The organism is Pseudorhodoplanes sp. (assembly GCF_059499825.1).
Map to the genome: position 1 here is coordinate 193,289 of NZ_JCABZI010000009.1, position 21,473 is coordinate 214,761.

At 64.3% G+C, this 21,473-nt stretch carries 21 protein-coding genes; 7 read left to right on the forward strand and 14 right to left on the reverse strand.

All coding sequences use genetic code 11. The annotated features are described in order from the left end of the window. Nucleotides 1-40: 40 nt before the first annotated feature. From AC5I5I_RS12380 to AC5I5I_RS12420, 9 genes are all read right to left on the reverse strand, one after another. Complete coding sequence (locus AC5I5I_RS12380) at nt 41-481, reverse strand: hypothetical protein (protein WP_495973383.1); 441 nt, start codon at nt 479-481, stop codon at nt 41-43. After that, the gene (locus AC5I5I_RS12385) at nt 471-1,370 is read right to left on the reverse strand and encodes a ParA family protein (protein WP_495973385.1); all 900 of its coding nucleotides are present in this window, start codon (nt 1,368-1,370) and stop codon (nt 471-473) included. The genes AC5I5I_RS12380 and AC5I5I_RS12385 overlap by 11 nt, the downstream gene beginning before the upstream one ends. Next, complete coding sequence (locus AC5I5I_RS12390; protein ID WP_495973387.1) at nt 1,367-2,173, reverse strand: hypothetical protein; 807 nt, start codon at nt 2,171-2,173, stop codon at nt 1,367-1,369. The genes AC5I5I_RS12385 and AC5I5I_RS12390 overlap by 4 nt, the downstream gene beginning before the upstream one ends. A gap of 117 nt (nt 2,174-2,290) precedes the next feature. Beyond that, nucleotides 2,291-2,614 carry a hypothetical protein gene (locus AC5I5I_RS12395; RefSeq protein WP_495973389.1) on the reverse strand — a complete coding sequence of 108 codons (324 nt, stop codon included), beginning with the start codon at nt 2,612-2,614 and terminating at the stop codon, nt 2,291-2,293. Between the two features lie 156 nt (nt 2,615-2,770). Then, nucleotides 2,771-3,055 carry an HPr family phosphocarrier protein gene (locus AC5I5I_RS12400; RefSeq protein WP_495973391.1) on the reverse strand — a complete coding sequence of 95 codons (285 nt, stop codon included), beginning with the start codon at nt 3,053-3,055 and terminating at the stop codon, nt 2,771-2,773. Then, nucleotides 3,052-3,453 carry a PTS sugar transporter subunit IIA gene (locus AC5I5I_RS12405; RefSeq protein WP_495973393.1) on the reverse strand — a complete coding sequence of 134 codons (402 nt, stop codon included), beginning with the start codon at nt 3,451-3,453 and terminating at the stop codon, nt 3,052-3,054. Before AC5I5I_RS12405 ends, AC5I5I_RS12400 begins: the two co-directional genes overlap by 4 nt. A 191-nt stretch (nt 3,454-3,644) precedes the next feature. Then, on the reverse strand, nt 3,645-4,088 hold the full coding sequence (locus AC5I5I_RS12410; RefSeq protein ID WP_495973395.1) for an HPr kinase/phosphorylase: 444 nt from the start codon (nt 4,086-4,088) through the stop codon (nt 3,645-3,647). Nucleotides 4,089-4,105: 17 nt separating this feature from the next. Then, complete coding sequence (locus AC5I5I_RS12415) at nt 4,106-5,896, reverse strand: stimulus-sensing domain-containing protein (protein WP_495973397.1); 1,791 nt, start codon at nt 5,894-5,896, stop codon at nt 4,106-4,108. A 151-nt stretch (nt 5,897-6,047) separates the two neighbouring features. Beyond that, nucleotides 6,048-6,749, reverse strand: coding sequence for a response regulator transcription factor (locus AC5I5I_RS12420; protein WP_495973399.1), 702 nt, complete (start codon nt 6,747-6,749; stop codon nt 6,048-6,050). A gap of 192 nt (nt 6,750-6,941) precedes the next feature. Between AC5I5I_RS12420 and AC5I5I_RS12425 the strand changes: the two genes are divergently transcribed. The 4 genes from AC5I5I_RS12425 to AC5I5I_RS12440 all read left to right on the forward strand — a co-directional run bounded on the left by AC5I5I_RS12425 (nt 6,942) and on the right by AC5I5I_RS12440 (nt 11,582). Further along, nucleotides 6,942-7,664 carry a HugZ family pyridoxamine 5'-phosphate oxidase gene (locus AC5I5I_RS12425; protein WP_495973401.1) on the forward strand — a complete coding sequence of 241 codons (723 nt, stop codon included), beginning with the start codon at nt 6,942-6,944 and terminating at the stop codon, nt 7,662-7,664. 142 nt (nt 7,665-7,806) lie between these two features. After that, complete coding sequence (locus tag AC5I5I_RS12430) at nt 7,807-8,433, forward strand: OmpA family protein (RefSeq protein WP_495973403.1); 627 nt, start codon at nt 7,807-7,809, stop codon at nt 8,431-8,433. A gap of 366 nt (nt 8,434-8,799) precedes the next feature. Further along, nucleotides 8,800-10,419 carry a phosphoenolpyruvate carboxykinase gene (locus AC5I5I_RS12435; protein ID WP_495973405.1) on the forward strand — a complete coding sequence of 540 codons (1,620 nt, stop codon included), beginning with the start codon at nt 8,800-8,802 and terminating at the stop codon, nt 10,417-10,419. Between the two features lie 68 nt (nt 10,420-10,487). Beyond that, entirely contained in the window at nt 10,488-11,582 is a 1,095-nt protein-coding gene (locus tag AC5I5I_RS12440) for an NAD(P)/FAD-dependent oxidoreductase (protein ID WP_495973407.1), read from the forward strand. Here the strand turns inward: AC5I5I_RS12440 and AC5I5I_RS12445 are convergent. The 3 genes from AC5I5I_RS12445 to pyrE form a co-directional block, all read right to left on the reverse strand. After that, nucleotides 11,567-12,250: a DUF2865 domain-containing protein gene (locus tag AC5I5I_RS12445; protein WP_495973409.1), complete on the reverse strand. Its 684-nt coding sequence runs from the start codon at nt 12,248-12,250 to the stop codon at nt 11,567-11,569. The two genes, AC5I5I_RS12440 and AC5I5I_RS12445, sit on opposite strands and share 16 nt — an antisense overlap. Before the next feature lie 182 nt (nt 12,251-12,432). After that, nucleotides 12,433-13,086: a DUF2865 domain-containing protein gene (locus tag AC5I5I_RS12450; protein WP_495973411.1), complete on the reverse strand. Its 654-nt coding sequence runs from the start codon at nt 13,084-13,086 to the stop codon at nt 12,433-12,435. 163 nt (nt 13,087-13,249) lie between these two features. Next, nucleotides 13,250-13,840, reverse strand: a complete 591-nt coding sequence (gene pyrE, locus AC5I5I_RS12455) for an orotate phosphoribosyltransferase (RefSeq protein ID WP_495758300.1) — start codon at nt 13,838-13,840, stop codon at nt 13,250-13,252. A gap of 109 nt (nt 13,841-13,949) precedes the next feature. Here pyrE and AC5I5I_RS12460 point away from each other — a divergent pair, with 109 nt between their 5' ends. Next, on the forward strand, nt 13,950-14,321 hold the full coding sequence (locus AC5I5I_RS12460; RefSeq protein WP_495758299.1) for a nitroreductase family protein: 372 nt from the start codon (nt 13,950-13,952) through the stop codon (nt 14,319-14,321). Nucleotides 14,322-14,368: 47 nt separating this feature from the next. Then, nucleotides 14,369-14,614: a nitroreductase family protein gene (locus AC5I5I_RS12465; protein WP_495758298.1), complete on the forward strand. Its 246-nt coding sequence runs from the start codon at nt 14,369-14,371 to the stop codon at nt 14,612-14,614. A gap of 76 nt (nt 14,615-14,690) precedes the next feature. On the opposite strand, the gene AC5I5I_RS12470 is transcribed toward AC5I5I_RS12465, so the two are convergent. Together AC5I5I_RS12470 and polA are read right to left on the reverse strand one after the other, a co-directional pair. Then, nucleotides 14,691-15,398 carry a glutathione S-transferase family protein gene (locus tag AC5I5I_RS12470; RefSeq protein ID WP_495973414.1) on the reverse strand — a complete coding sequence of 236 codons (708 nt, stop codon included), beginning with the start codon at nt 15,396-15,398 and terminating at the stop codon, nt 14,691-14,693. 174 nt (nt 15,399-15,572) lie between these two features. Further along, nucleotides 15,573-18,677: a DNA polymerase I gene (gene polA, locus AC5I5I_RS12475; RefSeq protein ID WP_495973416.1), complete on the reverse strand. Its 3,105-nt coding sequence runs from the start codon at nt 18,675-18,677 to the stop codon at nt 15,573-15,575. A 105-nt stretch (nt 18,678-18,782) separates the two neighbouring features. On the opposite strand from polA, the gene hrpB reads away from it, so the two are divergent. After that, nucleotides 18,783-21,377, forward strand: a complete 2,595-nt coding sequence (gene hrpB, locus AC5I5I_RS12480; RefSeq protein ID WP_495973418.1) for an ATP-dependent helicase HrpB — start codon at nt 18,783-18,785, stop codon at nt 21,375-21,377. Nucleotides 21,378-21,473 lie beyond the last annotated feature (96 nt).

Here is a 21,473-nt window from a genome sequence, read left to right on the forward strand (position 1 = left end):
TTCGTTGCGCCGCGCGCATCGAAAGCGCGCGGCCCGGATGTCAGCGCTTCCGCACCGCACCGGCGGAAGCGAACCATTCGCCGTCCTTCTTGTCCTGCTTCGGCTTGGGCGTCGCCCTGGCTTTCTTCACAGGCTTGTCGGGTTTCGGCGCAGGCTCGGCGTCACCCTTGACCAGTTGCAGGATATGCTGCCGCCACCACGCCGCATCGGCCGCCTTCAATTGCGGCTGATGCTTGTCGAGGCGGGTCACGAGCGTCTTCACCTCGGCATCCTTCATGCCATCGATCAGGAGTCCGAACGTCTGCTTGCCGAGCGCCTTGCGGGCGCGGCGAAGCTCCACAAGGCCCGTCGTCTTCGCCTTGAGATATTTGACCAATGCGGCGCGCGCGGACTTCGCTGCCTCCGCGCGCAGCGATGCAAAACTGTCGGGGCTTTCGGCGACGGCGCGCCATGCCTCAAAGCCATCGAACTCAAGAGCCATGCAAGGCCTCCTTCACCTCTCTGACGAGGTCTGCGAGCATGATGTCGGTCCCGTCCTTCCATTTCTGGGAAAAGGTCGGATGGGTGTCGATCTTGCCGAGCGCTTCGGCAATCGCGGCGCGCTCCATGATCTCGGTGCGGAAGACGGAGAATTTCGCATTCTCCTTTTTGGCTTCCGCGCGCAGCCGTTCCGCTGTGTTCTCGTGCTCCCGGATCGGGCGGCGGCGCGTGATCAGGACATGCGGCGGCCGCTTGGGTTTCTTCAGCTGGCTCTGGTCGGCAATCGGGCCGCTCCAGAGATTGCTGCAGAATGAGTTGAGTCCGTAGGTCGACAGAAAGTCCGGTATGGTGGGTACGATCACCAGATTGGCGAGGCGAATGCTCACCTCGGTCATCACCGAAATTCCGGGCGCGCAATCGATGAGCACGTAGTCGTAGGACTTCCGCGTCCGCTTCAGCTGCTCCTTGATGATGGTGTGAAGCGCCTCGACGACGCGTTCGAGCGACATTCCCATCTTGGTCAGGGTGAAGATCAGGTCGCGTTCGACCAGACGCAATGCCGAGCTAGACGCCAAGAGCGACAGCGGCAATTGCCGTCCGAGATGCGAGACGTTGCTGATATGCGTCCTGATCCGCTGCTCGAGCGGTGCGTCCTTCTGGCCCTTGATGAAATGGTCTTCGACGAAGGCGTCGATGGTGTGACCACCTTCGATGATGTCCTTGAGAAACTGGTCGCCCGCGAGACAGATCGAGGCGTTGGCCTGCGGATCGAGATCGATCACCAGCGTCTCCGCGCCGCGCGCGGCCAGGGCCTCGGCCAGGCCGATGACGGTCGCGGTCTTGCCGACACCGCCCTTCATGTTGGCGACGGCAATGACCTTGCCCTTCATGCGGGCGCACCGTTGAGCAGCGACCGGATCTGCCTGCGCTGCGCATCCTGCAGCCGCTCGTCGAGGAACAGATCGATTTCAGCCGGCGGCGTGGATTTGCGCTCAGGCTCGACGAGGATCTCCCAGCCTTCGCATTGTCGCGGCTCGTGCGCACGGATGAAGCCGATGCCATACTGGCTGCATTGCTTCTCGATGAGGGGCAGCTTCCGCTCGAATTTCGAGCCGCGCGGAAGATGCCAGACGAGATAGCCGAAATTGGTGAATCGGGTTTGCGCCAGCGCCTCGAACACGGCGAGATCGGTGGCGCCGCCGCTTTCGGTCTTCAGTTCGAAGCTGTGCACGTCGAATTCGACTCCCGGCAGGAGCTTGAACTGCTTCACGCTGATCAGCGTAAAGTCCGGACGGGCCCATTGTACACCGGTCCTGCCGACGCTCGAGGTGTCGCAGGCGAAACATCTCGCGCCACGCAGGATATCGAGTTCGGCCTGGATCGGGCCGTCGAGATATCTTCCGAGACATGGCATCAGCCGGGCTTCGGTCCAGCCGTCCGAGGCTTGCTGACGCTTGGCCTGCTCGGCCGGACTGCGGGTCTTGAGAAAGATGCGGCCCCCCTGCCCGCCCTTCACGCCGGCCTGGCCGCGATCGACGAGCTTCTGGCGAGCGGCGACGTAGCGGTCCTCGGCGATCGCTGTCGACAATGCGCGCGCCAGCATCACCCGCATGACGCGGTTCAGGACCGGTGTGCCATCCTCCGGCAGCAGCACCAGCATCTGCTTCGCAATATCCTCGACCGATACGGACACGACCCTGTCCCGCCGCAACAGCGCTGCGGCGGCCCCAATCCCCATGTGATTATGGCGGGAACATGCGGGAGTTGCTACCCCTGATTGCAGCTCCGGGGAGACGGGCCGGTCAGGCGATCACGCCGCCGGCTTCGGCTGCGCCGGCTTCACCAGCCCGGCCTGCTGCAGGGCATTTGCGGTCTGCTGCATCTTGTTGATCAGTTCGATCGCAGCGCTGACCGGCAGAACCAGCCGGCAGGCCGGATAGCGACGACCCGACAGTTGCTGACCCTGTTTCATCTCGTCCATGCGCGTGATGCCGAATTCGACCCGCATGGTCTGCCCGTCGAAGAACACGCTGTTGATGGAATCCGCAAAGGTCTCCCGGCATTCCGGCTGATCGACATAGCGGATGGTGGCGGCCTGCGGCTTGCCGGTATTCTGATTTCCGGGATTGTCCATGATGTCGTCCTTCAGGCGGTGGCTTAACTGGTGCCGGGGTTCAGCAACTCGATTCGTGCTCTTGTCCTGCACTGGCGTCGAGGCATCTGCGAAGACGCCGCAGGCCGGCGATGCTTTAGCCGGCTTTTGTGACAAACTCTGCGCGCATCGGGCAGTTCAGTCGTCTTCGTCGAAGCGCCCGCCGATCAGGCTTTCGATCGCATCCATGACCGCAGCCGCGTCCTTGCCGCTCGCCTCGACCGTGACGGTCGAACCGGGACCGGCCCCCAGCATCATCAATCCCATGATCGATGTCCCGCCGACCGTTTCGCCGCCGCGGGTGACCTTCACGTCCGCATCGAACCGTTCGACCGTCTGCACGAACTTCGCCGACGCGCGCGCGTGCAGACCCTTTTTGTTGCAGATCTCAAGCACGCGGACGATCGCGCCGTCGACGGTCATTTTCCGGCAAGCACCCGGCTGGCAATGGTCACATATTTGCGGCCGGCATCCTGCGCCGCAGCGACCGCTTCGGGCAAGGGCTGGTCGCCGCGCACCTTGGCGAGCTTGACCAGCATCGGCAGGTTGATGCCCGCCACCACCTCGACCTTCGGCCGGCTCATGCAGGAAATCGCGAGGTTGGACGGCGTACCGCCGAACATGTCGGTCAGGATCGCCACGCCATCGCCGGTGTCGACGCGCTTCACCGCTTCGATGATATCCTTGCGGCGCTGCTCGACGTCATCGTCGGGCCCAATTGTAATGGCTTCGATCTGCTTCTGCGGACCGACCACGTGCTCAAGCGCCGAGCGGAATTCCACGGCAAGGCGGCCGTGGGTGACGAGAACAAGGCCGATCATCAAGGACTCCGGCGGGCACTTTTCTGCATGCGGGCGCCGCACGAAAGGGCGCTCATCTTGACCATCCGAAAACCCATTGCAAGGCCCGCCCGGGCGTTTTCGGCGTCATGTTGCATCGCACTAGCTAGGAAAGCCACAGGCATTTTGCGAGGGGGGCCGCCGCTTGCAGCGCTTCGCCCCGGCAGAGGGCCTCACAATGCCTCGCTAAACTGCAAAAACCCCAGAAGTTGCGAGAAAGCGTCGCCCCCCGGTGCGACCGGAAGCCGCGCAAGCCGGACCTCGGCGATCTCGACCGAACGCGCCGCAGGATCGGGGATCCGGGCCGCATCGGGTGCCGCCAGATCGACCACGAGATGCGCCACCGCCACCGGCTCGAACGGCAGGCGGACGATGCCGAGGCCGCGAAGTTCGATCAATCCGGCAAGCGCCGTCGCGGGCCGCATCAGCAGCCGGCGATTGACCGCCGCGAGATGGATGCGGTCGTCGCCGACCAGCCGGACAAAGCCGGAGCCGGCCGACTGCAGAAGCGACAGCGCCAGTCGCGATTTGCCCGATCCGGAGGGCCCGCGGATCAGGATGCCGCGATGGCCGACGATCAGCGCGGTCGCATGGACGGTGGACGGCGATTGCGTCACGGGGTCATGAACCCCGATCACGCCGCCGGAAGCTGCACGACAAAGCGCGCACCAAGCACCAGCGGCTCGGCGCCGTCATGGGTCGGAACACCGCGCCGGTTCTCGGCCCAGATCTGTCCGCCATGCGCTTCGATGATCTGTCTGGAAATCGACAGACCGAGGCCGGAATTGTTGCCGAAGCCCTGGTGCGGCCGGTCGGTATAGAAGCGGTCGAAGATCTTCTGCATCGCGTCGGGCCGAATGCCGGGCCCGTCGTCATCGACAATGATCTCGACCTTGTCGCGGATGCGCCGCGCGGTGACACGCACCGTGCCGCCGGGCGCAGAGAACGAGCGTGCATTGGCGATCAGGTTGTCGATCACCTGCCCGATGCGCGAATCGTGGCCCGGCACGACAAAGGCCTGCGGCCCGCCGCCTTCGAACGACAGCGAGACCTTTACGCCGTCATCCTGACGGACTTCGTTCGCAACCGTAACCACCGTGGTCAACAGCGTATGCAGATCGACCGGCGCTGATTCCTGACGCTGCAGTTCGGCATCGAGCCGGCTGGCGTCGGAAATATCGGAAATCAAACGATCCAGCCGGCTGACGTCATGCTGGATCACCGCGAACAGGCGCTCCTTGCTTTCCTGTGTCCTGGCAAGCGGAATGGTCTCCACCGCGGAGCGCAGCGACGTCAGCGGATTTTTCAGTTCATGCGCAACATCGGCGGCGAAGCTTTCGATCGCCTCAATGCGGCTGTAGAGCACGTTGGTCATTTCGCGCAGCGCGCCGGACAAATCGCCGATCTCGTCGCGCCGGTGCGTGAAATCGGGGATCTCGACACGCGAGCGCACCCGCCGCCGAACGCGTTCGGCCGCATCGGCAAGACGCCGCACCGGACCGGCGATGGTGCGGGCGAGGAACATCGACAGCACTGTCATGATCAGCGCCGCGATCAGGAACACCTTCAGGATCGCCAGCCGTTCGGCGGCGACACTGTCTTCGATATCGGCGCCTTGCGTCGACAACAGGAGCACACCGCGGATGGCGCGGAAGCGCTGCACCGGTGTCGCCACCGACACGATCACTTCGCCGCGCGCATTCATGCGAACGATCGAACTCGTGCTTCCCGTCAGCGCGGCAACAACCTCGGGATAGCCCTTGCCGTTCAGCGATCCGCGCTCCTCGTAGAGCGGCAGATCGCCGCGCGTGATCCGCTTGCGGATCGACTGCCATTGCCGCTCGAAAAAACCGAGCTGTTCGGAATTGGATGTCGGCAGATCGAAGCGCAGAATGTCACCGCGGCCATAAAGGCTCTGGCTGTCGAGCAGCAGAACGCCTTCGCGATCGTAAATCCGCGCACGCGTATTGGTCGGCGAAATCAGACGCCGCAGCACCGGGGCCACCCGCTCCGGACTGATCGGGAATTCCAGCGTCGCCTCATCCGCGCCGTAGGTTTCGCCGAGTTGCAATTCCAGCAGACGGTCCGGATCGATGGTGATCGAGTCGGTCTCGACGGTCGCCGATGCCGCGATCGCGCCGGCGATGATTTCCGCCTGCACCTGAAGGCTGCGGATGCGCGCCTCGATGAAAAACTGACGCGACTGCGACAGGTAGAGAATGCCGATGAACAGCGCGAAAAGGCTGGCGACGTTGAGGAAGACGATCCGGCGGGTGAGGCTCGATGAGCCCTGGCCAACGAAATAGTGCCAGAAATCGGCGGCCCGCCGGAGCACGCCGCGTCCGGCCGGGACAGCCACGGCATCCTCGGCCGGCCGCTCGGCGGCCGGGCTTTCCGATGTCAGCTGCTTGGTCCGATCGAGCACGCTTGCTGAGCCTTGGGTTTATCGGCCCGGCCGCATTGGGAGCGGCCTCTGGCCTCTCCCAATCTAGTGCAAGGCGGCCGGAATGTCAGACTGGATCGTCCGCTATCGGACGGCCGATGCAGGCTGCTTCTGCGGCACGGCCGCTACGGCCTCAGGCCTCCTTGAAGCGGTAGCCAACCCCGTACAGGGTCTCGATCATGTCGAAGTCGTCGTCGACCACCTTGAACTTCTTGCGCAACCGCTTGATGTGGCTGTCGATGGTGCGGTCGTCGACATAGACCTGATCGTCATAGGCCGCATCCATCAGCGCGTTGCGGCTCTTCACCACGCCGGGGCGGCTCGCAAGCGCCTGCAGGATGAGGAATTCGGTGACGGTCAGCGTGACCGGCTCGTTCTTCCAGGTGCAGGTGTGACGCTCCGGATCCATGCGCAGCAGGCCGCGTTCCAGAACCTTGGCGGTGTCGACCTCCTTCGGCGCCGTGCCGTCCTTCGGCGCACCGCGGCGGAGCACCGCCTTGACGCGCTCGACCAACAGCCGCTGCGAGAACGGTTTGCGGATGAAGTCGTCCGCTCCCATTTTCAGGCCGAACAATTCGTCGATCTCTTCGTCCTTGGAGGTCAGGAAGATCACCGGCATATCGGTCTTCTGGCGGACCCGGCGCAGCAACTCCATGCCGTCCATCCGCGGCATCTTGATATCGAGAATCGCGAGGTCCGGTGGCGACGACTTAAACCCGTCGAGCGCCGAAGCGCCGTCGGTGTAAGTCATGATGCGGTACCCCTCCGCTTCCAGCGCGATGGACACAGACGTGAGAATGTTGCGGTCGTCGTCGACGAGAGCAATGGTCGGCATGACGCCTCTTTTCTTCGGCTCGGTGGAATCCCCGAGTGGCTTGAAGCCCGTAAAGCTGGGCCGAAATGTGACTATTCGGCAACAACTCCATGATTCTGCTTGAATGACGACCATATCCCTCTTTTGTTCCCCCGGCCAGCACACGAATGCTTTCAGTCGATGTGCGCCTGGCGATGCCAGAATGAGAGTCCGATGAAGCCCCAAGCCGATTTCGACCCGAAAGTCGCCGCCAGGAAACTCATGCGCGAAGCCCGTTCCGGCGCCCTCGCGACGCTGATGCCGGGCTCGGGCGACCCCTATTGTTCGCTGGTCAATGTGGCCACCGCCTTCAACGGCGCGCCGCTGCTGCTGATCTCGACGCTGGCGATCCATACCAAGAACCTGACCGCCGACGCCCGGGTGTCCCTGATGCTCGACGAGCGCAAGGAAGGCGATCCGCTGGAAGGCGCTCGCGTCATGCTGATGGGCCGCGCGGTCGTGACCACCGACGAGCATGACCGGCGCCGCTACCTCGCGCGCCAGCCGGAAGCCGAAATGTTCGCGGGCTTTGCGGATTTCGCGTTCTACCGGATCGAGATTTCGGCGGCGCATCTGGTGGCCGGCTTCGGCCGTATCGTCGACCTGAAGCCGCAGGATGTCCTTGTCGATATCGCGGGCGCGGACGAACTGCTGGAAGCGGAAGAACGCGCGTCGGCGCATATGAACGAGGATCATGCGGATGCATTGCGGCTCTACGCGACGAAGCTGTCCGGCGCGGCCGACGGCGAGTGGCGCTGTGCCGGTTTCGATCCCGAGGGCCTGGAATTGCAGCACGGCCGCGTCGCGGTGCGGGTCCCCTTCCCGCAACGCGTGAACGGTGCCGGTCCGCTGCGGGCGGTGCTGGTGAAGATGGCGGAAGAAGCGCGAAACCGCTGACGATACGGTCTCGGCGGTTGAACCTGCGATCACGCCGGCGCGACCAAGCTGTGACCGTCTGCACCGGCGGGCGGTCTGCACGTCACTGACGTGCTGTGGTATAAATGTGTCCGCATTTGCCGTCCGACCGAGGGGAAGTCTCATGACGCCGATTTCAAGAGTCATCATCGCCGGCATCGCAGCCGCGTTCGCGATTGCAGGCGCGGTTCCGTCCTATGCGCAATCGAGCCGGATCGAAGAGGCGCTGACGCCTAAGAGCACGCCGGGCAAGACCCGCAGCCTGACCCGTTCGCTGAATGGCAATCCAAACGCCGCGGCTGACCAGCAAGTGCTGCAGAAGGCGCGCACCCGCGCGATCTCCATCGAGGCGGTGGCGCCCGCGAGCAAGGAAGAGCGCGAAGAGATTGCCAAGGTGATCGTCGACAAGCCGAAGATCGATATCGCGATCTTCTTCGACTATAATTCCGACGTGATCGGCCCGAAGGCGGTCGGCGCGGTCAACGAACTGGGCGTGGCGCTGCTGTCGCCGGCGCTGAAAGGCTCGACCATTCTGCTCAACGGCCATACCGACGCCGCCGGCAGCCCCGACTACAATCTCGCGCTGTCGCACCGGCGCGCGCAATCGGTGCGCAAATATCTCATCCACACCTTCAAGATTCCGGAAGACCGCTTGCTGGTCGCCGGCTTCGGCTTCGAACGGCTGAAGCTTCCGGACCAGCCGCTCTCGGGCGAGAACCGCCGGGTCGAGGTGGTGAACACCTCGAACTGACGTCGCGCGCGACTGCCGACGACCGTTTTTCAGGGGCGGCCTTGCATGGCCGCCCCTTTTCATTTGCATGGACGCTGACTGGAGCGCCCGCGGTGCACTGCAAAAACTGCACAAGCCGCGCGCATCACCGGAAGCTCAAAGTATTCTTAACGGCGTTACCGTGCGGCAGATCAACACTTGTTGCATTGCAGCGGAGCTTTGCCTGCAACCGTCCAGCCTCAAAGGACTTGGCATGACGCAAGCGCGGCTCTAAGAAATCGCGCGGCCGCCGGGCCGTGATTGAGTTATCTCAAGGGCCACACCGACATTGACGTGTGACTGAAAGCTGGCGGCGCTAGGCAGCCGGTGCGTTGCGGAGGGCATTTCGTGCAGGAAACAGGCGTCAGAAACCAGGCTTACGGGGCAGACAAATTCGGCCTGAAGGATCTAAAGGCCGTCCACTGGAACCTGACGGAAGCGCCGCTCTATGAGCGCGCGATCGAGAATGGCGAGGGCAACATCGTCGCGGGCGGCGCGCTCTGCGCCGAGACCGGCCATCACACCGGCCGCTCGCCGAAGGACAAGCATACCGTGGTCGACGACCTCACCCGCGACAGCGTGTGGTGGGACGGCAATCGCAAGCTCTCGAAAGAGCATTTCGACAATCTCTATGCGGACTTCCTCGCCCATTGCAAAGGCAAGTCGCTGTTCGCGCAGGACCTCTATGGCGGCGCCGACAAGACCTACCGCATCAAGGTGCGCGTCTATACCGAACTGGCCTGGCACTCCCTGTTCATCCGCACCCTGCTGATCCGTCCCGAGCGCGCCGAACTCGCCTCCTTCGCTCCGGACATGACGATCATCGACCTGCCGTCGTTCCGGCCGGATGCGGCGCGCCACGGCGGCCGCGAAGGCTCCGACACGATGGTCGCGATCGATTTCACCCGCAAGATCGTGCTGATCTGCGGCTCGTCCTATGCGGGCGAGATGAAGAAGTCGGTCTTCACCACGCTGAATTTCTATCTGCCGGCACAGGGCGTGATGCCGATGCATTGCTCCGCCAATGTCGGCCCCAACGGCGACTCCGCCCTGTTCTTCGGCCTCTCCGGCACCGGCAAGACCACGCTGTCGGCCGATCCGAGCCGCACCCTGATCGGCGACGACGAGACCGGCTGGAGCCCGGACGGTATCTTCAATTTCGAAGGTGGCTGCTACGCCAAATGCGTCGATCTCACCCACGAGAAAGAGCCGCTGATCTGGGACGCCACCAACCGTTTCGGCGCGGTGCTGGAAAACGTGGTGTTCGATCCGAACACGCGCGTCCCGGACTACACCGATATCTCGAAGACCGAGAATACCCGCTCGGCCTATCCGCTCGACTTCATCCCGAACGCCTCGCGCACCGGCTGCGCCGGGCATCCGAAGAACATCATCTTCCTCACCGCCGACGCCTATGGCGTGATGCCGCCAATCGCCAAGCTGACGCCGGCGCAGGCGATGTATCACTTCCTGTCGGGTTACACTGCGAAAGTCGCCGGCACCGAGAAGGGCCTCGTCGGCGTGCAGCCGGAATTTTCCACCTGCTTCGGCGCGCCGTTCCTGCCGCGTCCGCCAGCGGAATACGGCAACCTGCTGCGCGACTATATCGCCAAGCACAATGTCGATTGCTGGCTGGTCAATTCAGGCTGGACCGGCGGCAAATACGGCGAAGGCCGCCGCATGCCGATCAAGGCGACGCGCGCGCTGGTGACCGCAGCGCTCGACGGCTCGCTGAAGAGCGCGTCGTATCGCACCGATCCGTATTTCGGTTTTGCGGTGCCGACCTCGGTGCCGGGGATCGAGCCGCACCTGCTGTATCCGATGAAGACCTGGCAGAACAAAAAGGACTTCGACGAAACCGCCCGTTCGCTGGTGAAGATGTTCCAGGACAACTTCACCAAATTCGAGAGCAAGGTGGACGCCGAAGTGCTGGCCGCCGCTCCGGAAGTGCGGCTGGCGGCGGAATAGGCGCCGCAGGCGCATCGACGGCGACGACAAAAGCGGCCCACCGGGCCGCTTTTTTATGGGTTCGGCTCATGCAGATTCTGGTCATCGGCGCAGGTGTGATCGGTCTTGCCGTCGGGCGCGCGGCAGCCCTTGCGGGCCATGACGTGATCGTCGCCGAACAGGCCGACGCAATCGGCACCGGTATCTCCTCGCGCAACAGCGAGGTCATTCATGCCGGGATGTATTACCCGACCGGATCGCTGCGGGCGAAGCTGTGCGCGCAAGGCAACCGCATGCTGTACGATTTCTGCGAAAGCCACGGCGTGCCTCATCGCCGCTGCGGCAAGTTGATTGTGGCAACCAACGAGGCCGAGCGCACGCGGATCGAAGCGATCCATGCGCAGGGTCAAGTCAACGGCGTCGAGGGACTCGAACTGATCGGCGGCAATGCGGCCCGCGATCTCGAACCGGACCTGTCCTGCATCGCCGCGCTCGTCTCTCCCGCCACCGGAATCATCGACGGGCATGGCTACATGCTCGCGCTTCAGGGCGATATCGAAGCGCATGGCGGCGCCATTGCTTTTGAGACACCGGTCGAGCGGCTCACTCCCACCCTGCATGGCTGGCGCGTCATGTTCGGCGGACGCGAGCCGGGACAACTCGACGTGGACGCCGTCGTGAATTGCGCGGGGCTGTCGGCGCAAACAGTGGCCCGTTCGATCGAGGGCTATCCGGCGCCGCGGATTCCAAAGCAGGTTCTGGCGAAGGGCAATTACTTCGCATATGCGGGCCGGCCGGCTTTCACGCGGCTCATCTATCCGACACCGGTGGACGGCGGCCTCGGCGTGCATGTCACGCTCGATCTGGCCGGGCGCATGCGGTTCGGGCCGGATGTGGAGTGGATCGAGCACGAGACCTACGAGGTCGATCCGGCGCGTGCCGCATCGTTCTATGCACGGATCCGGACCTACTGGCCGGGCCTGCCGGAGGGATCGCTGGTGCCGGACTATTCAGGTATCCGCCCGAAGCTGACGGGCCCAGGCGAGCCCGCGGCGGATTTCATGATCGCGGGACCGGCCGATCATGGCATGGCGGGACTGGTCAACCTGTTCGGAATCGAATCGCCGGGACTGACATCGTCGCTGCCGCTGGCGGACGAGGTGGTGTCTTATCTTGAGGCCTGATCACCTCGCTCGACATAGCGGCCGGCCGTGCCGGTGGTCTCGACCGGCGAGCTGACTACCGGTTCCCGCTGGATTCCCGTATCCGCCAGTCTTCGCACGTCCTTCGGCGCTTTTTTCAAGTCCAGCGGCACGAAATCCGCATGGCGCCGCGTATTACCGCGATACGACATGAAGCCCTGCTGCGTTGCCAGGATGTCGCCGCGGCGTAAGCTCTCGTCTTCCGCGATGTCCTGGCGCGCAAGCCCAAGCGGGCTCTTGCCGTTACAGGTGCAGTCGCTGACAAGTCTCTCTCGATACAGGAAAGCGTTCGGGATGTCGGTGTAACGTTTGCCGTCGGTTGAACGCGCTTCCGCAATCGAGCTGCCGCTGAATGTTTTGGTAGGCGACGCCGGACAGAATGCCTTGCATAATTCGGGGCCACCGCCTCGGAAGTTTATCGGGAAGTGGCGCCCGTCACACAGCCTGACACAATAGACAACACCGCCGGCTCCGGTGGCACGGATGCGGTCATGCCGTTCACGACGCGGGACAGCCGAACGGGCATCGAAATTTGGATCGGCGTAGGACCGCAGCGACGGCGGTGCGGTGCGCGGTTGGCCACGAAAGAACATGTCGAAGAAGGCCTGCGCGGGACCGCCGGATATGATCAGCGCGATGGCGACGAGCACGAAACTCCCGCGGCGACGGAACTGGGATCGATGTGCGGCTGACACGACACGATTTTCCATAACGGGGACAGGATGACCTCTGTCCAACGCATGGGAGCCGGTGACGTTGCGCGCACAATCGTCACACCGCTCAATCGGTAGATTGCGGCTCGTGTCCTCCAAGCGCTCGAGCCGCCGGCCGCTTACTCCGCGGCCGGTGCGCTGCGACCCGGCGTCACCCGTGTCGCGGTCAGTTGCTGGCGCAGCGCTGGCGACAGACCGGGGGCGGCGTTGGCGGGGGAAAACTCGCCGCTACGGCCATCGTTGCGATAGGTCATCAGGCCGTTCGCGGTGGCCACGATATCGCCGGTACGAAGGGTCGGATCGTCGACGTCATCGAAACGCACCAGGCCGAACGGACTTTTTCCGTCGCAACTGCAATCCGCCACCATCTTCTCGCGATAGACGAAGGCATTCGGCAGGTCGGTATAGCGCTGGCCGTTGGGAGCGGTGGCGCGATCGATACCGCCGCCGGAGAAAATCTGGGTCGGCGCCGACGGACAGAATGCGCGGCACATCTCGGCGGCGTTCATCTTGCCGCGGCCGCTGACCGGGAAATAGCGGCCATCGCAGGTCCGGACGCAATAGCCGGAGGATATGGCACCATCGGCGGTGCGGTTCGGATCGACGTAAGATGGACGCTGCGGCGTCATCGCGCGGCGGAAGCCGCCGAACAGGGCTTCCAGCAGATTCTGCGCCGATGCGGGAGTGGGGGACGGAAGTTCGGTCACGAACAACGCGGCCAATGCCGCAATCGCGAGCAGTTTCCGGTAACGCAACGATCCAGCCCGAATCACGACGGGCTCCTTTCATCCGCGAGCGCCGAAGCCCAGCCAACGCACCAGAGACGATTTGGTTGCGCCGAATATGCTGGCCCGGGCGCCCTACGCCACGGGTAGGCGGATGAGTATAGGGATCGCCGGTAAACGATCCGCTAACCACGGCCGCAAATTTTTGGCGTCAGCCGTTGAGGAATTCCGCGGCCTTGTACAGCGACCGGAATTCCAGTCCGGCCTCGCGGAAGGTATCCGTGGCGCCCTCCTCGCGGTCGACCATGGTGAAGACCATCACGATCTGTGCGCCGGACTCGCGGACCGCGTCCACCGCCTTCACCGCCGAACCGCCGGTGGTGGTCACGTCCTCGACGATCACCACCCGCTTGCCGGCCAGCGACTCGCCGGGCGCGAGCCCCTCGACCGCTAGCCGTGCGCCATGCTCCTTCGGCTTCTTGCGCACGAAAAACGCCTGGATCGGTTTGCCGCGCATGTAGGAGAGTTGCGCGATGGCGCCGGCGAGCGGCACCGCACCCATCTCCAGCCCGCCGACATAATCGATGTTCTCACCCGACAGCGCATCGAGCGTCAGTTCGGCGAGCAGCGCCGCGCCTTCGGCGTCGAGCATGGTCGGCTTCAGGTTGAAATAGAAATTGCTCTTGCGACCGGAGGCGAGCGTGATCTCGCCGAAGCCGAACGAGCGCTTGCGGATGATGTCGCGCAGGCGTGCCCGCGTCTCGGCAAGCGGTCGGCTCGATGGTGCGGCTGTCTGTGTCATGGATGCCTCCCTAGCATCAACACGCAGGTCCTGCCATTTGACGCTGGCCGCGCGGCGCATTTTCCCCAATGATCTTGATCGAATTCAGCCGCGATCGGGACCATCGACCATGCTCAACCCTGTCTATCAAAAGCTGCACTTCGAGGAACTGGCGCCGGACGAGATGCTGCAGCGATCGCAGGATTTCCTGGCGCTGATGGCGAGGCGCCGGACCGTGCGCGACTATTCCGACCGGCCGGTGCCACGCCAGATCATCGCCAATGCGGTGCGAACCGCATCCCTCGCGCCGTCCGGGGCCAACCAGCAGCCTTGGACCTTTGTCTGCATCTCCGATGCGGCGATCAAGTCGCGTATCCGCGTGGCGGCGGAGGAGGAGGAGAAGTCGTTCTATGAGGGTCGCGCCGGCGAGGAATGGCTTAAGGCGCTCAGCCATCTCGGCACCGACTGGGAGAAGCCGTTCCTTGAGACGCGCCGTGGCTGATCGCGATCTTTGGCCAGCGCTATGGCACTGCGCCGGACGGTGGCAGGGTGAAGCATTATTACGTGCCGGAATCGGTCGGCATCGCCGCGGGTTTCCTGATCGCCGCGCTCCACAATGCCGGGCTCGCAACCCTGACGCATACGCCATCGCCGATGGGCTTTCTCAACGAGATCTGCGGCCGGCCCGACAACGAGAAAGCCTATATCCTGCTGGTGGCCGGCTATCCCGCGGAGGATTGCAGGGTGCCCGCGATCGAAAAGAAGCCGCTGGATGAGGTATGCGTGTGGATGTGAGGTGAGTCACTAGCCGCGAGCACGGTGCGCTCCCTCTCCCCGTTCTTACGGGGAGAGGTGAAGTAAGAAAACACACTCACACCGGCCGCTTCGGAATCTCAAGCCCGCGCTGCACCGCTGGACGCGCCAGCGCCGTCTCGAGCCAGCGCGGCACTTGCGTCAGCGTGTCGAATTCCACGATCTCGCGCGCGCCGTAAAAGCCGATCAGGTTGCGCACCCAGCCGATCATCGCGACATCGGCGATGGTGAAGTCATCGCCCATGATCCAGGCGCGATCCTTCAGGCGAGTCTCGACCACGCCCAGCAGCCGCTTCGACTCGTTGACGTAGCGGTCGCGCGGACGCTTGTCCTCGTAATCCTTGCCCGCGAATTTATGGAAGAAACCGAGCTGCCCGAAGATCGGACCGAGCCCGCCCATCTGGAAATGCACCCACTGGATGGTGTGCCAGCGCGCCACCGGATCGGCCGGGATCAGCTTGCCGGTCTTCTCGGCGAGATATTGCAGTATCGCGCCGGATTCCCACAAGCCCAGCGGCTGTCCGCCCGGCCCGTCCGGATCGAGAATCGCGGGAATTTTTCCATTCGGATTGAGCGAGAGAAATTCCGGCGTCCAGCTCTCGTTCTTTGTGATGTTCACTGCATGCGCTTCATACGGCAGCCCCATCTCCTCCAGCGCGATCGAGACCTTCACCCCGTTCGGCGTCGGGAACGAATAGAGCTGCAGGATATCCGGATTTTTGGCGGGCCACTTCTTGGTGATGGGGAAGGAAGCGAGGGAGCACATGTGGGCAAATTGCCTTTCGAGTTGAGTGATCTGTGATCCGTCACCCTGAGGTGCCATCGCGCAGCGATGGCCTTGAAGGGCGACGGCCAACATCGGCCGCTAATCCTTCGAGGCTCGCTACGCTCGCACCTCAGGATGACGGAGATGAGCGTGTGGGTGTGGGAACGAACGTGATCAATGCGCCTCGTCCCAATTGTCGGCAGCGCGCGCATCCACCTGCAGCGGCACATGAAGCTGCACCGCCGGCATCGGCGCGTCTTCCATCACTCGCTTCACCACCGGGAGAGTGCGCTCCACTTCCGCATCCGGCACCTCGAACACCAGTTCATCATGCACCTGCAGCAGCATTTGCGCCGAGAGACCCGCGTCGCGCAGCGCATCGTCCATCCGCGTCATCGCGCGCCGGATAATGTCCGCCGCCGAGCCCTGCAGCCGCGCATTGATCGCGGCGCGCTCGTTGAACGCGCGCAGCGACGGGTTCGCCGCCTTGATGTCCGGGTAATGGCATTTGCGCCCGAACAGCGTTTCGACATAGCCGTGCTCGCGGCAATAGTCGCGGGTCTCGTCCATGTAGTCGCGTATGCCCGGGAAGCGTTCGAAATACTTCTTGATGTAATCGCCCGCTTCGCTGCGTTCGATGCCGAGCTGGTTGGCCAGCCCGAATGCTGAGATGCCGTAGATGATGCCGAAATTGATCGCCTTGGCGCGCCGCCGCACCTCGCCCGGCATGTCCTTCACCGGCACGCCGAACATCTCCGACGCCGTCATCGCATGAATGTCGGTGCCGTCCTTGAACGCCTGCCGCAACGCCGGCACGTTGGCGACTTCCGCCAGCAGCCGCAATTCGATCTGCGAATAGTCGGCGGAAACCAGCTTGTGGCCGGGCTTGGCGATGAACGCTTTCCTGATCTTGCGCCCGGCCTCGGTGCGGATCGGAATGTTCTGCAGGTTGGGCTCGGACGACGACAACCGTCCGGTCGTGGTCGCGGCCAGCGCGTAATTGGTGTGCACGCGCTGCGTCTTCGGATCGACATAGGTCGGCAGCGCGTCGGTATAGGTTGAGCGCAGCTTCGACACCTGCCGCCAGTCGAGAATTTTCTGCGGCAGTTCGTGACCCTGTTCGGCCAATTCCTCCAGCACCTGCGCCGATGTCGACCAGGCGCCGGTCTTGGTCTTGCTGCCGCCCGGCAAACCCATGGATCCGAACAGCACGTCGCCGATCTGTTTCGGCGAGCCGAGATTGAACGGTTGCCCCGCGATCTTCTGCGCTTCCTCTTCGAGCCGCGCGCTCTCGGTTGCGAATTCTCCGGAAAGCCGCGCCAGGGTCTGCCGGTCGATCGAAATGCCGCGACCTTCCATGCGGCCCAGCACCGCGATCAGCGGGCGCTCCAGCGTCTGGTACACATTGGTCATGTGCTCGGCGGCGAGCCGCGGCTTCAGCGCATGCCACAGCCGCAATGTCGCGTCGGCATCTTCCGCAGAATATTCAGCGGCGCGCTCGACCGGCATGCAATCGAACGTGACGCGGGTCTTTCCGGCCTTGGTGATCTCGTTGAAGTCGATCACGCCATGATCGAAATTGCGCTTCGAGAGCGAAGCGACATCGTGCGACACGCGGCCAGAATCGACCACATAGGACATCAGCATGACATCGTCATAGGGCGCGACGTCGATGCCGCGCTGCGCGAAAATCTGCCAGGCGAATTTCAGATTGTGACCGATCTTGAGGACACCGGTGTCTTCGAGCAGCGGCTTGATCGCGTCCAGCGCATCCCGCTCGGCAATCTGGTGCGGGGCAAGCCCGGCATCGAACAGGCCCTCGCCCTCGCCGGTGCTGCGATGTGCGAGAGGCACATAGCAGGCCTCGTTCGGCGTGACCGCGAGCGAGAAGCCGCACAGCGTCGCCTGCATCGGATCGAGCGAGGAGGTCTGCGTCACGAGCGCGATCTGCCCGGCATCGATGGCGCGCACGATCCAGGCTTTCAGTCGTGCGAGATCGCGGACGATTTCATATTTCGATCGGTCGAACGGCAGCGCCTTCAGTCTGGCGAGGCGCGCTTCGGCCAGCGAAATTGGAGTAAGGACGGCTTGCTCCGCTGCGCCCCCTCCCCCCTTGCGGGGGAGGGTTGGGGAGGGGGGTGAGCCAAAAAGATCGGTCTGAGGTTGCCCCCCCTCCCGACCGCCTTCGGCGGTCGACCTCCCCCGCAAGGGGGGAGGTGAAGAGAGAGGCGCGCCATCCTCCGGCCGCACCGGAGGAAGCGGAGGCGCGCCGGCGCTCAATTTCGTATCCGCCTCGATCTGGCTGACATCGATGTCGGCCAGTTCCGCAACGCGCCGCGTCAGCGTGGTGAACTCCATCGCTTTCAGGAACGAGACCAGCTTGCGATAATCCGGCTCATGCACCGCAAGGTCTTCGACCGGAACGGCGAGATCGACATTCTGGTCCAGCGTGACCAGCCGCTTCGAGATGCGGGCCTGCTCGGCATTATCGATCAACGTTTGGCGCCGCTTCTCCTGCTTGATCTCGCCAGCCCGCGACAGCAGCGTTTCAAGATCGCCATATTCGCCGATCAGCTGCGCCGCGGTCTTCACGCCGATGCCCGGCACGCCCGGCACGTTGTCGGTAGAATCGCCGATCAGCGACTGCACCTCGATGACCTTTTCCGGCGGCACGCCGAATTTCTCGATCACCTCGGCGACACCGATCCTCTTGTCCTTCATGGTGTCGTACATGACGACGCAGTCGGTCACGAGCTGCATCAAATCCTTGTCGGACGACACGATGGTTGCGCTGGCCCCGGCCTCGCAGGCGAGCCGCGCATAGGTCGCAATCAGATCGTCGGCCTCGTAGCCCGCCTGTTCGAGACACGGAATGTCGAAGGCGTGCACGGCTTCGCGGATCAGCGGAAATTGCGGAATGAGATCCGAAGGCGCGTCCGGCCGGTGCGCCTTGTAGTCGGGATAGAAATCGGTGCGGAAGGTCTTCTCGGACTTGTCGAAGACGACGGCCAGATGCGTCGGCCGCTCCTCAGGCTTCATGTCGCGCAGGAGCTTCCACAGCATGTTGCAGAAGCCGAGCACGGCATTGACCTGCAGCCCGTCCGACTTGCGGTTGAGCGGCGGCAGCGCGTGATAGGCGCGGAAGATGTATCCCGAGCCGTCGACCAGGAAGACGTGGTCGCCTTTTTTCAACGCGCCGGCGGTCACCGGTGCGGTCTTTGTCGAGGCGGGAGCGGCGGCGGCTTTCGCGGCCGGCTTGGCGGATTTCGATGCTGGCATGGCGCGGAATGTGGGCCGTTCGGCGCGCGATGGCAACGGAGGCGGTGGATATCCCGCTTGTTCCCGTCATGCATTCGCGGCAGGGGAACGGCGTAGGATGACGTGATGCAACGCTTCGATTCCCCCCTCCCGATAGACGACGCGCTGCCGGCGCTGACCACCGCGCTGCGGGCGCGCGAGGCCGCCGTCCTGGTGGCGCCGCCCGGCGCCGGCAAGACCACCCGGGTTCCGCTGGTGCTGATGGACGAGCCCTGGGCGGCGGACAAAAAAATCATTGTGCTGGAACCGCGCCGGCTGGCCGCCCGCGCCGCCGCCGAACGGATGGCAAAGACGCTCGGCGAAAAGGTCGGCGACACCGTTGGCCTACGCGTTCGCTTCGGCTCGAAAGTCTCGAAGCGCACCCGGATCGAAGTCGTTACCGAGGGCATCTTCACGCGCATGATCCTCGACGATCCGGAGCTGAGCGGCATCGCTGCCGTGCTGTTCGACGAATTCCACGAACGCTCGCTCGACGCCGATCTCGGCCTGGCCTTCGCCCGCGATGCCCAGCAGGGTCTGCGCGAAGACCTGAAGCTGCTGGTGATGTCGGCCACCATCGACGGCGCGCGGGTCGCCAGCAAGCTTGGTGAGGCGCCGCAGATCGAAAGTCTGGGCCGCGCCTTTCCGGTCGAGACGCGCTATTTGCCGCGCGACGCCCGCACACATATCGAGCCGCAGGTGGCCGACGCCGTGACGCGCGCCCTGCGCGCCGATCCCGGCTCGGTTCTTGTTTTCCTGCCGGGACAGGCGGAAATCCGACGCACCGAAACGCTGCTGAAGGAGCGCGTCAGCGATCCGGCAGTGGACATCGTCGCGCTCTATGGTGCGCTGGACGCGCAGGTGCAGGATCGCGCCATTGCGCCCTCGCCGGCCGGCCGCCGCAAGGTTGTGCTCGCGACCTCCATCGCCGAGACCTCGCTCACCATCGAAGGCGTGCGCATCGTCATCGATTCCGGGCTCGCCCGCGTGCCGCGCTACGAGCCGGGCACCGGTCTGACGCGGCTGGAGACCGTGCGGGTGTCGCGTGCCGCCGCCGATCAGCGCCGCGGCCGCGCCGGCCGCACCGAACCGGGTGTCTGCTACCGGCTCTGGAGCGAACAGGAGACGGCCTCGCTCGAGGCTTATGCGCGGCCGGAAATTCTCTCGGCCGATCTGTCGTCGTTTGCGCTCGATCTCGCGCAATGGGGCGTTAGCGATCCCGCGACACTCACCTTCCTCGATCCGCCGCCGCAGGCCGCCTACACGGAAGCGCGCAAGCTGCTGACCGAACTCGGCGCACTCGGCGACGACGGCCGCATCACCGGTGATGGCAAGCAGTTGCGCGCGTTGCCGCTGCCGCCGCGGCTGGCGCGCATGGTGGTCGATGCCGCGCGCGAGGGCGCGGGCGAAACCGCAGCGCAGATCGCGGTCCTCGTCGGTGAGCGCGGACTCGGCGGCAACGATGCCGATCTCACGCACCGCCTCGATCAGTTCCGGCGCGACCGCTCGCGGCGCGCGGATGAGGCGCGGGGCATGGCGAAGCGATGGGCGGCGCTTTCGTCACCCTCCCCTGAAAGGGGAGGGTCGGACGACCGCAGGTCGTCTGGGGAGGGGTCATCGGACGAGACCCCCACCCGGACCGCTTCGCGGTCCGACCTCCCCCTTTCAGGGGGAGGTGAAGCAGAGAGAGTCTTGTCCCGTAATGACGACGCGAGCGTCGGCGCTCTGCTCGCGCTCGCCTATCCGGATCGCATCGCAAAAAATCGCGGCGGCGGACAGGGCGCCTTCCTTCTGGCCAACGGACGCGGCGCCATGCTCGATCCCGCGCTGTCGCTGGCGCGCGAGCCGTTCATCGTGGCGGCAGACCTGTCCGGCACCGCGCAGCAGGCGCGCATTCTGCTCGCTGCTCCCATCACGCAGGCCGAGGTCGAAACGCGCTTCGCCGATCGCATCGCACAGCGCGACGAGGTCATCGTCGATCCGGCGACACTCAGCCTGCGCGGACGCAGGGCGAAGAAGCTCGGCGCCATCGCGCTAGCCGAACAGATCGCCCCGGTTATCCCCTCGCCTGAAAATGCCGCGCTTCTCGCGAATGCCATCGCCAGCGCCGGAATCGACCGCCTGCCCTTCAGCAAGCATCTCAAGCAATGGCGCGACCGCGTCATGTTCCTGCGCGCATCCGAAGGCAACGAATGGCCGGACCTTTCCGAAGCAGCGCTCACCGCGACCGCGCAGGACTGGCTCGTGCCTCTCCTCGTGGACAAGACCGCGCTGAAGGATATCGGCGCGGACGATCTCTCGAACGCGATCATGGAATTGTTGCCGTGGGCTATGCGGCGGCGGCTCGACACTGAGGCGCCGACGCATTTCGAGGCGCCGACCGGCACCAACGTTCCGATCGATTACGAGGCCGAAGCCGGACCGACGATTGCGATCCGGGTGCAGGAGTTGTTTGGCCTTAGCCGCCACCCATCGATCGCGGGCGGCCGTGTGCCGCTGGTAATCGAACTGCTGTCGCCCGCGCAGCGACCGGTCCAGGTGACGAAGGACCTGCCGGGCTTCTGGGCCGGCAGCTATGCCGCGGTGAAAGCCGAGATGCGCGGCCGCTATCCGCGTCATCCCTGGCCGGACGATCCGGCGAATGCCTTGCCGACGCGGCGAACCAAGCGCGCGGGGACGTAAGCCACCGGTCGGTAACATTTTAACGACCCGATTCAGCACCGGGTCGTCATGACGCCCGCAATACCACCCGCAACCAGCCGCCGTTAGCGCGCCGTT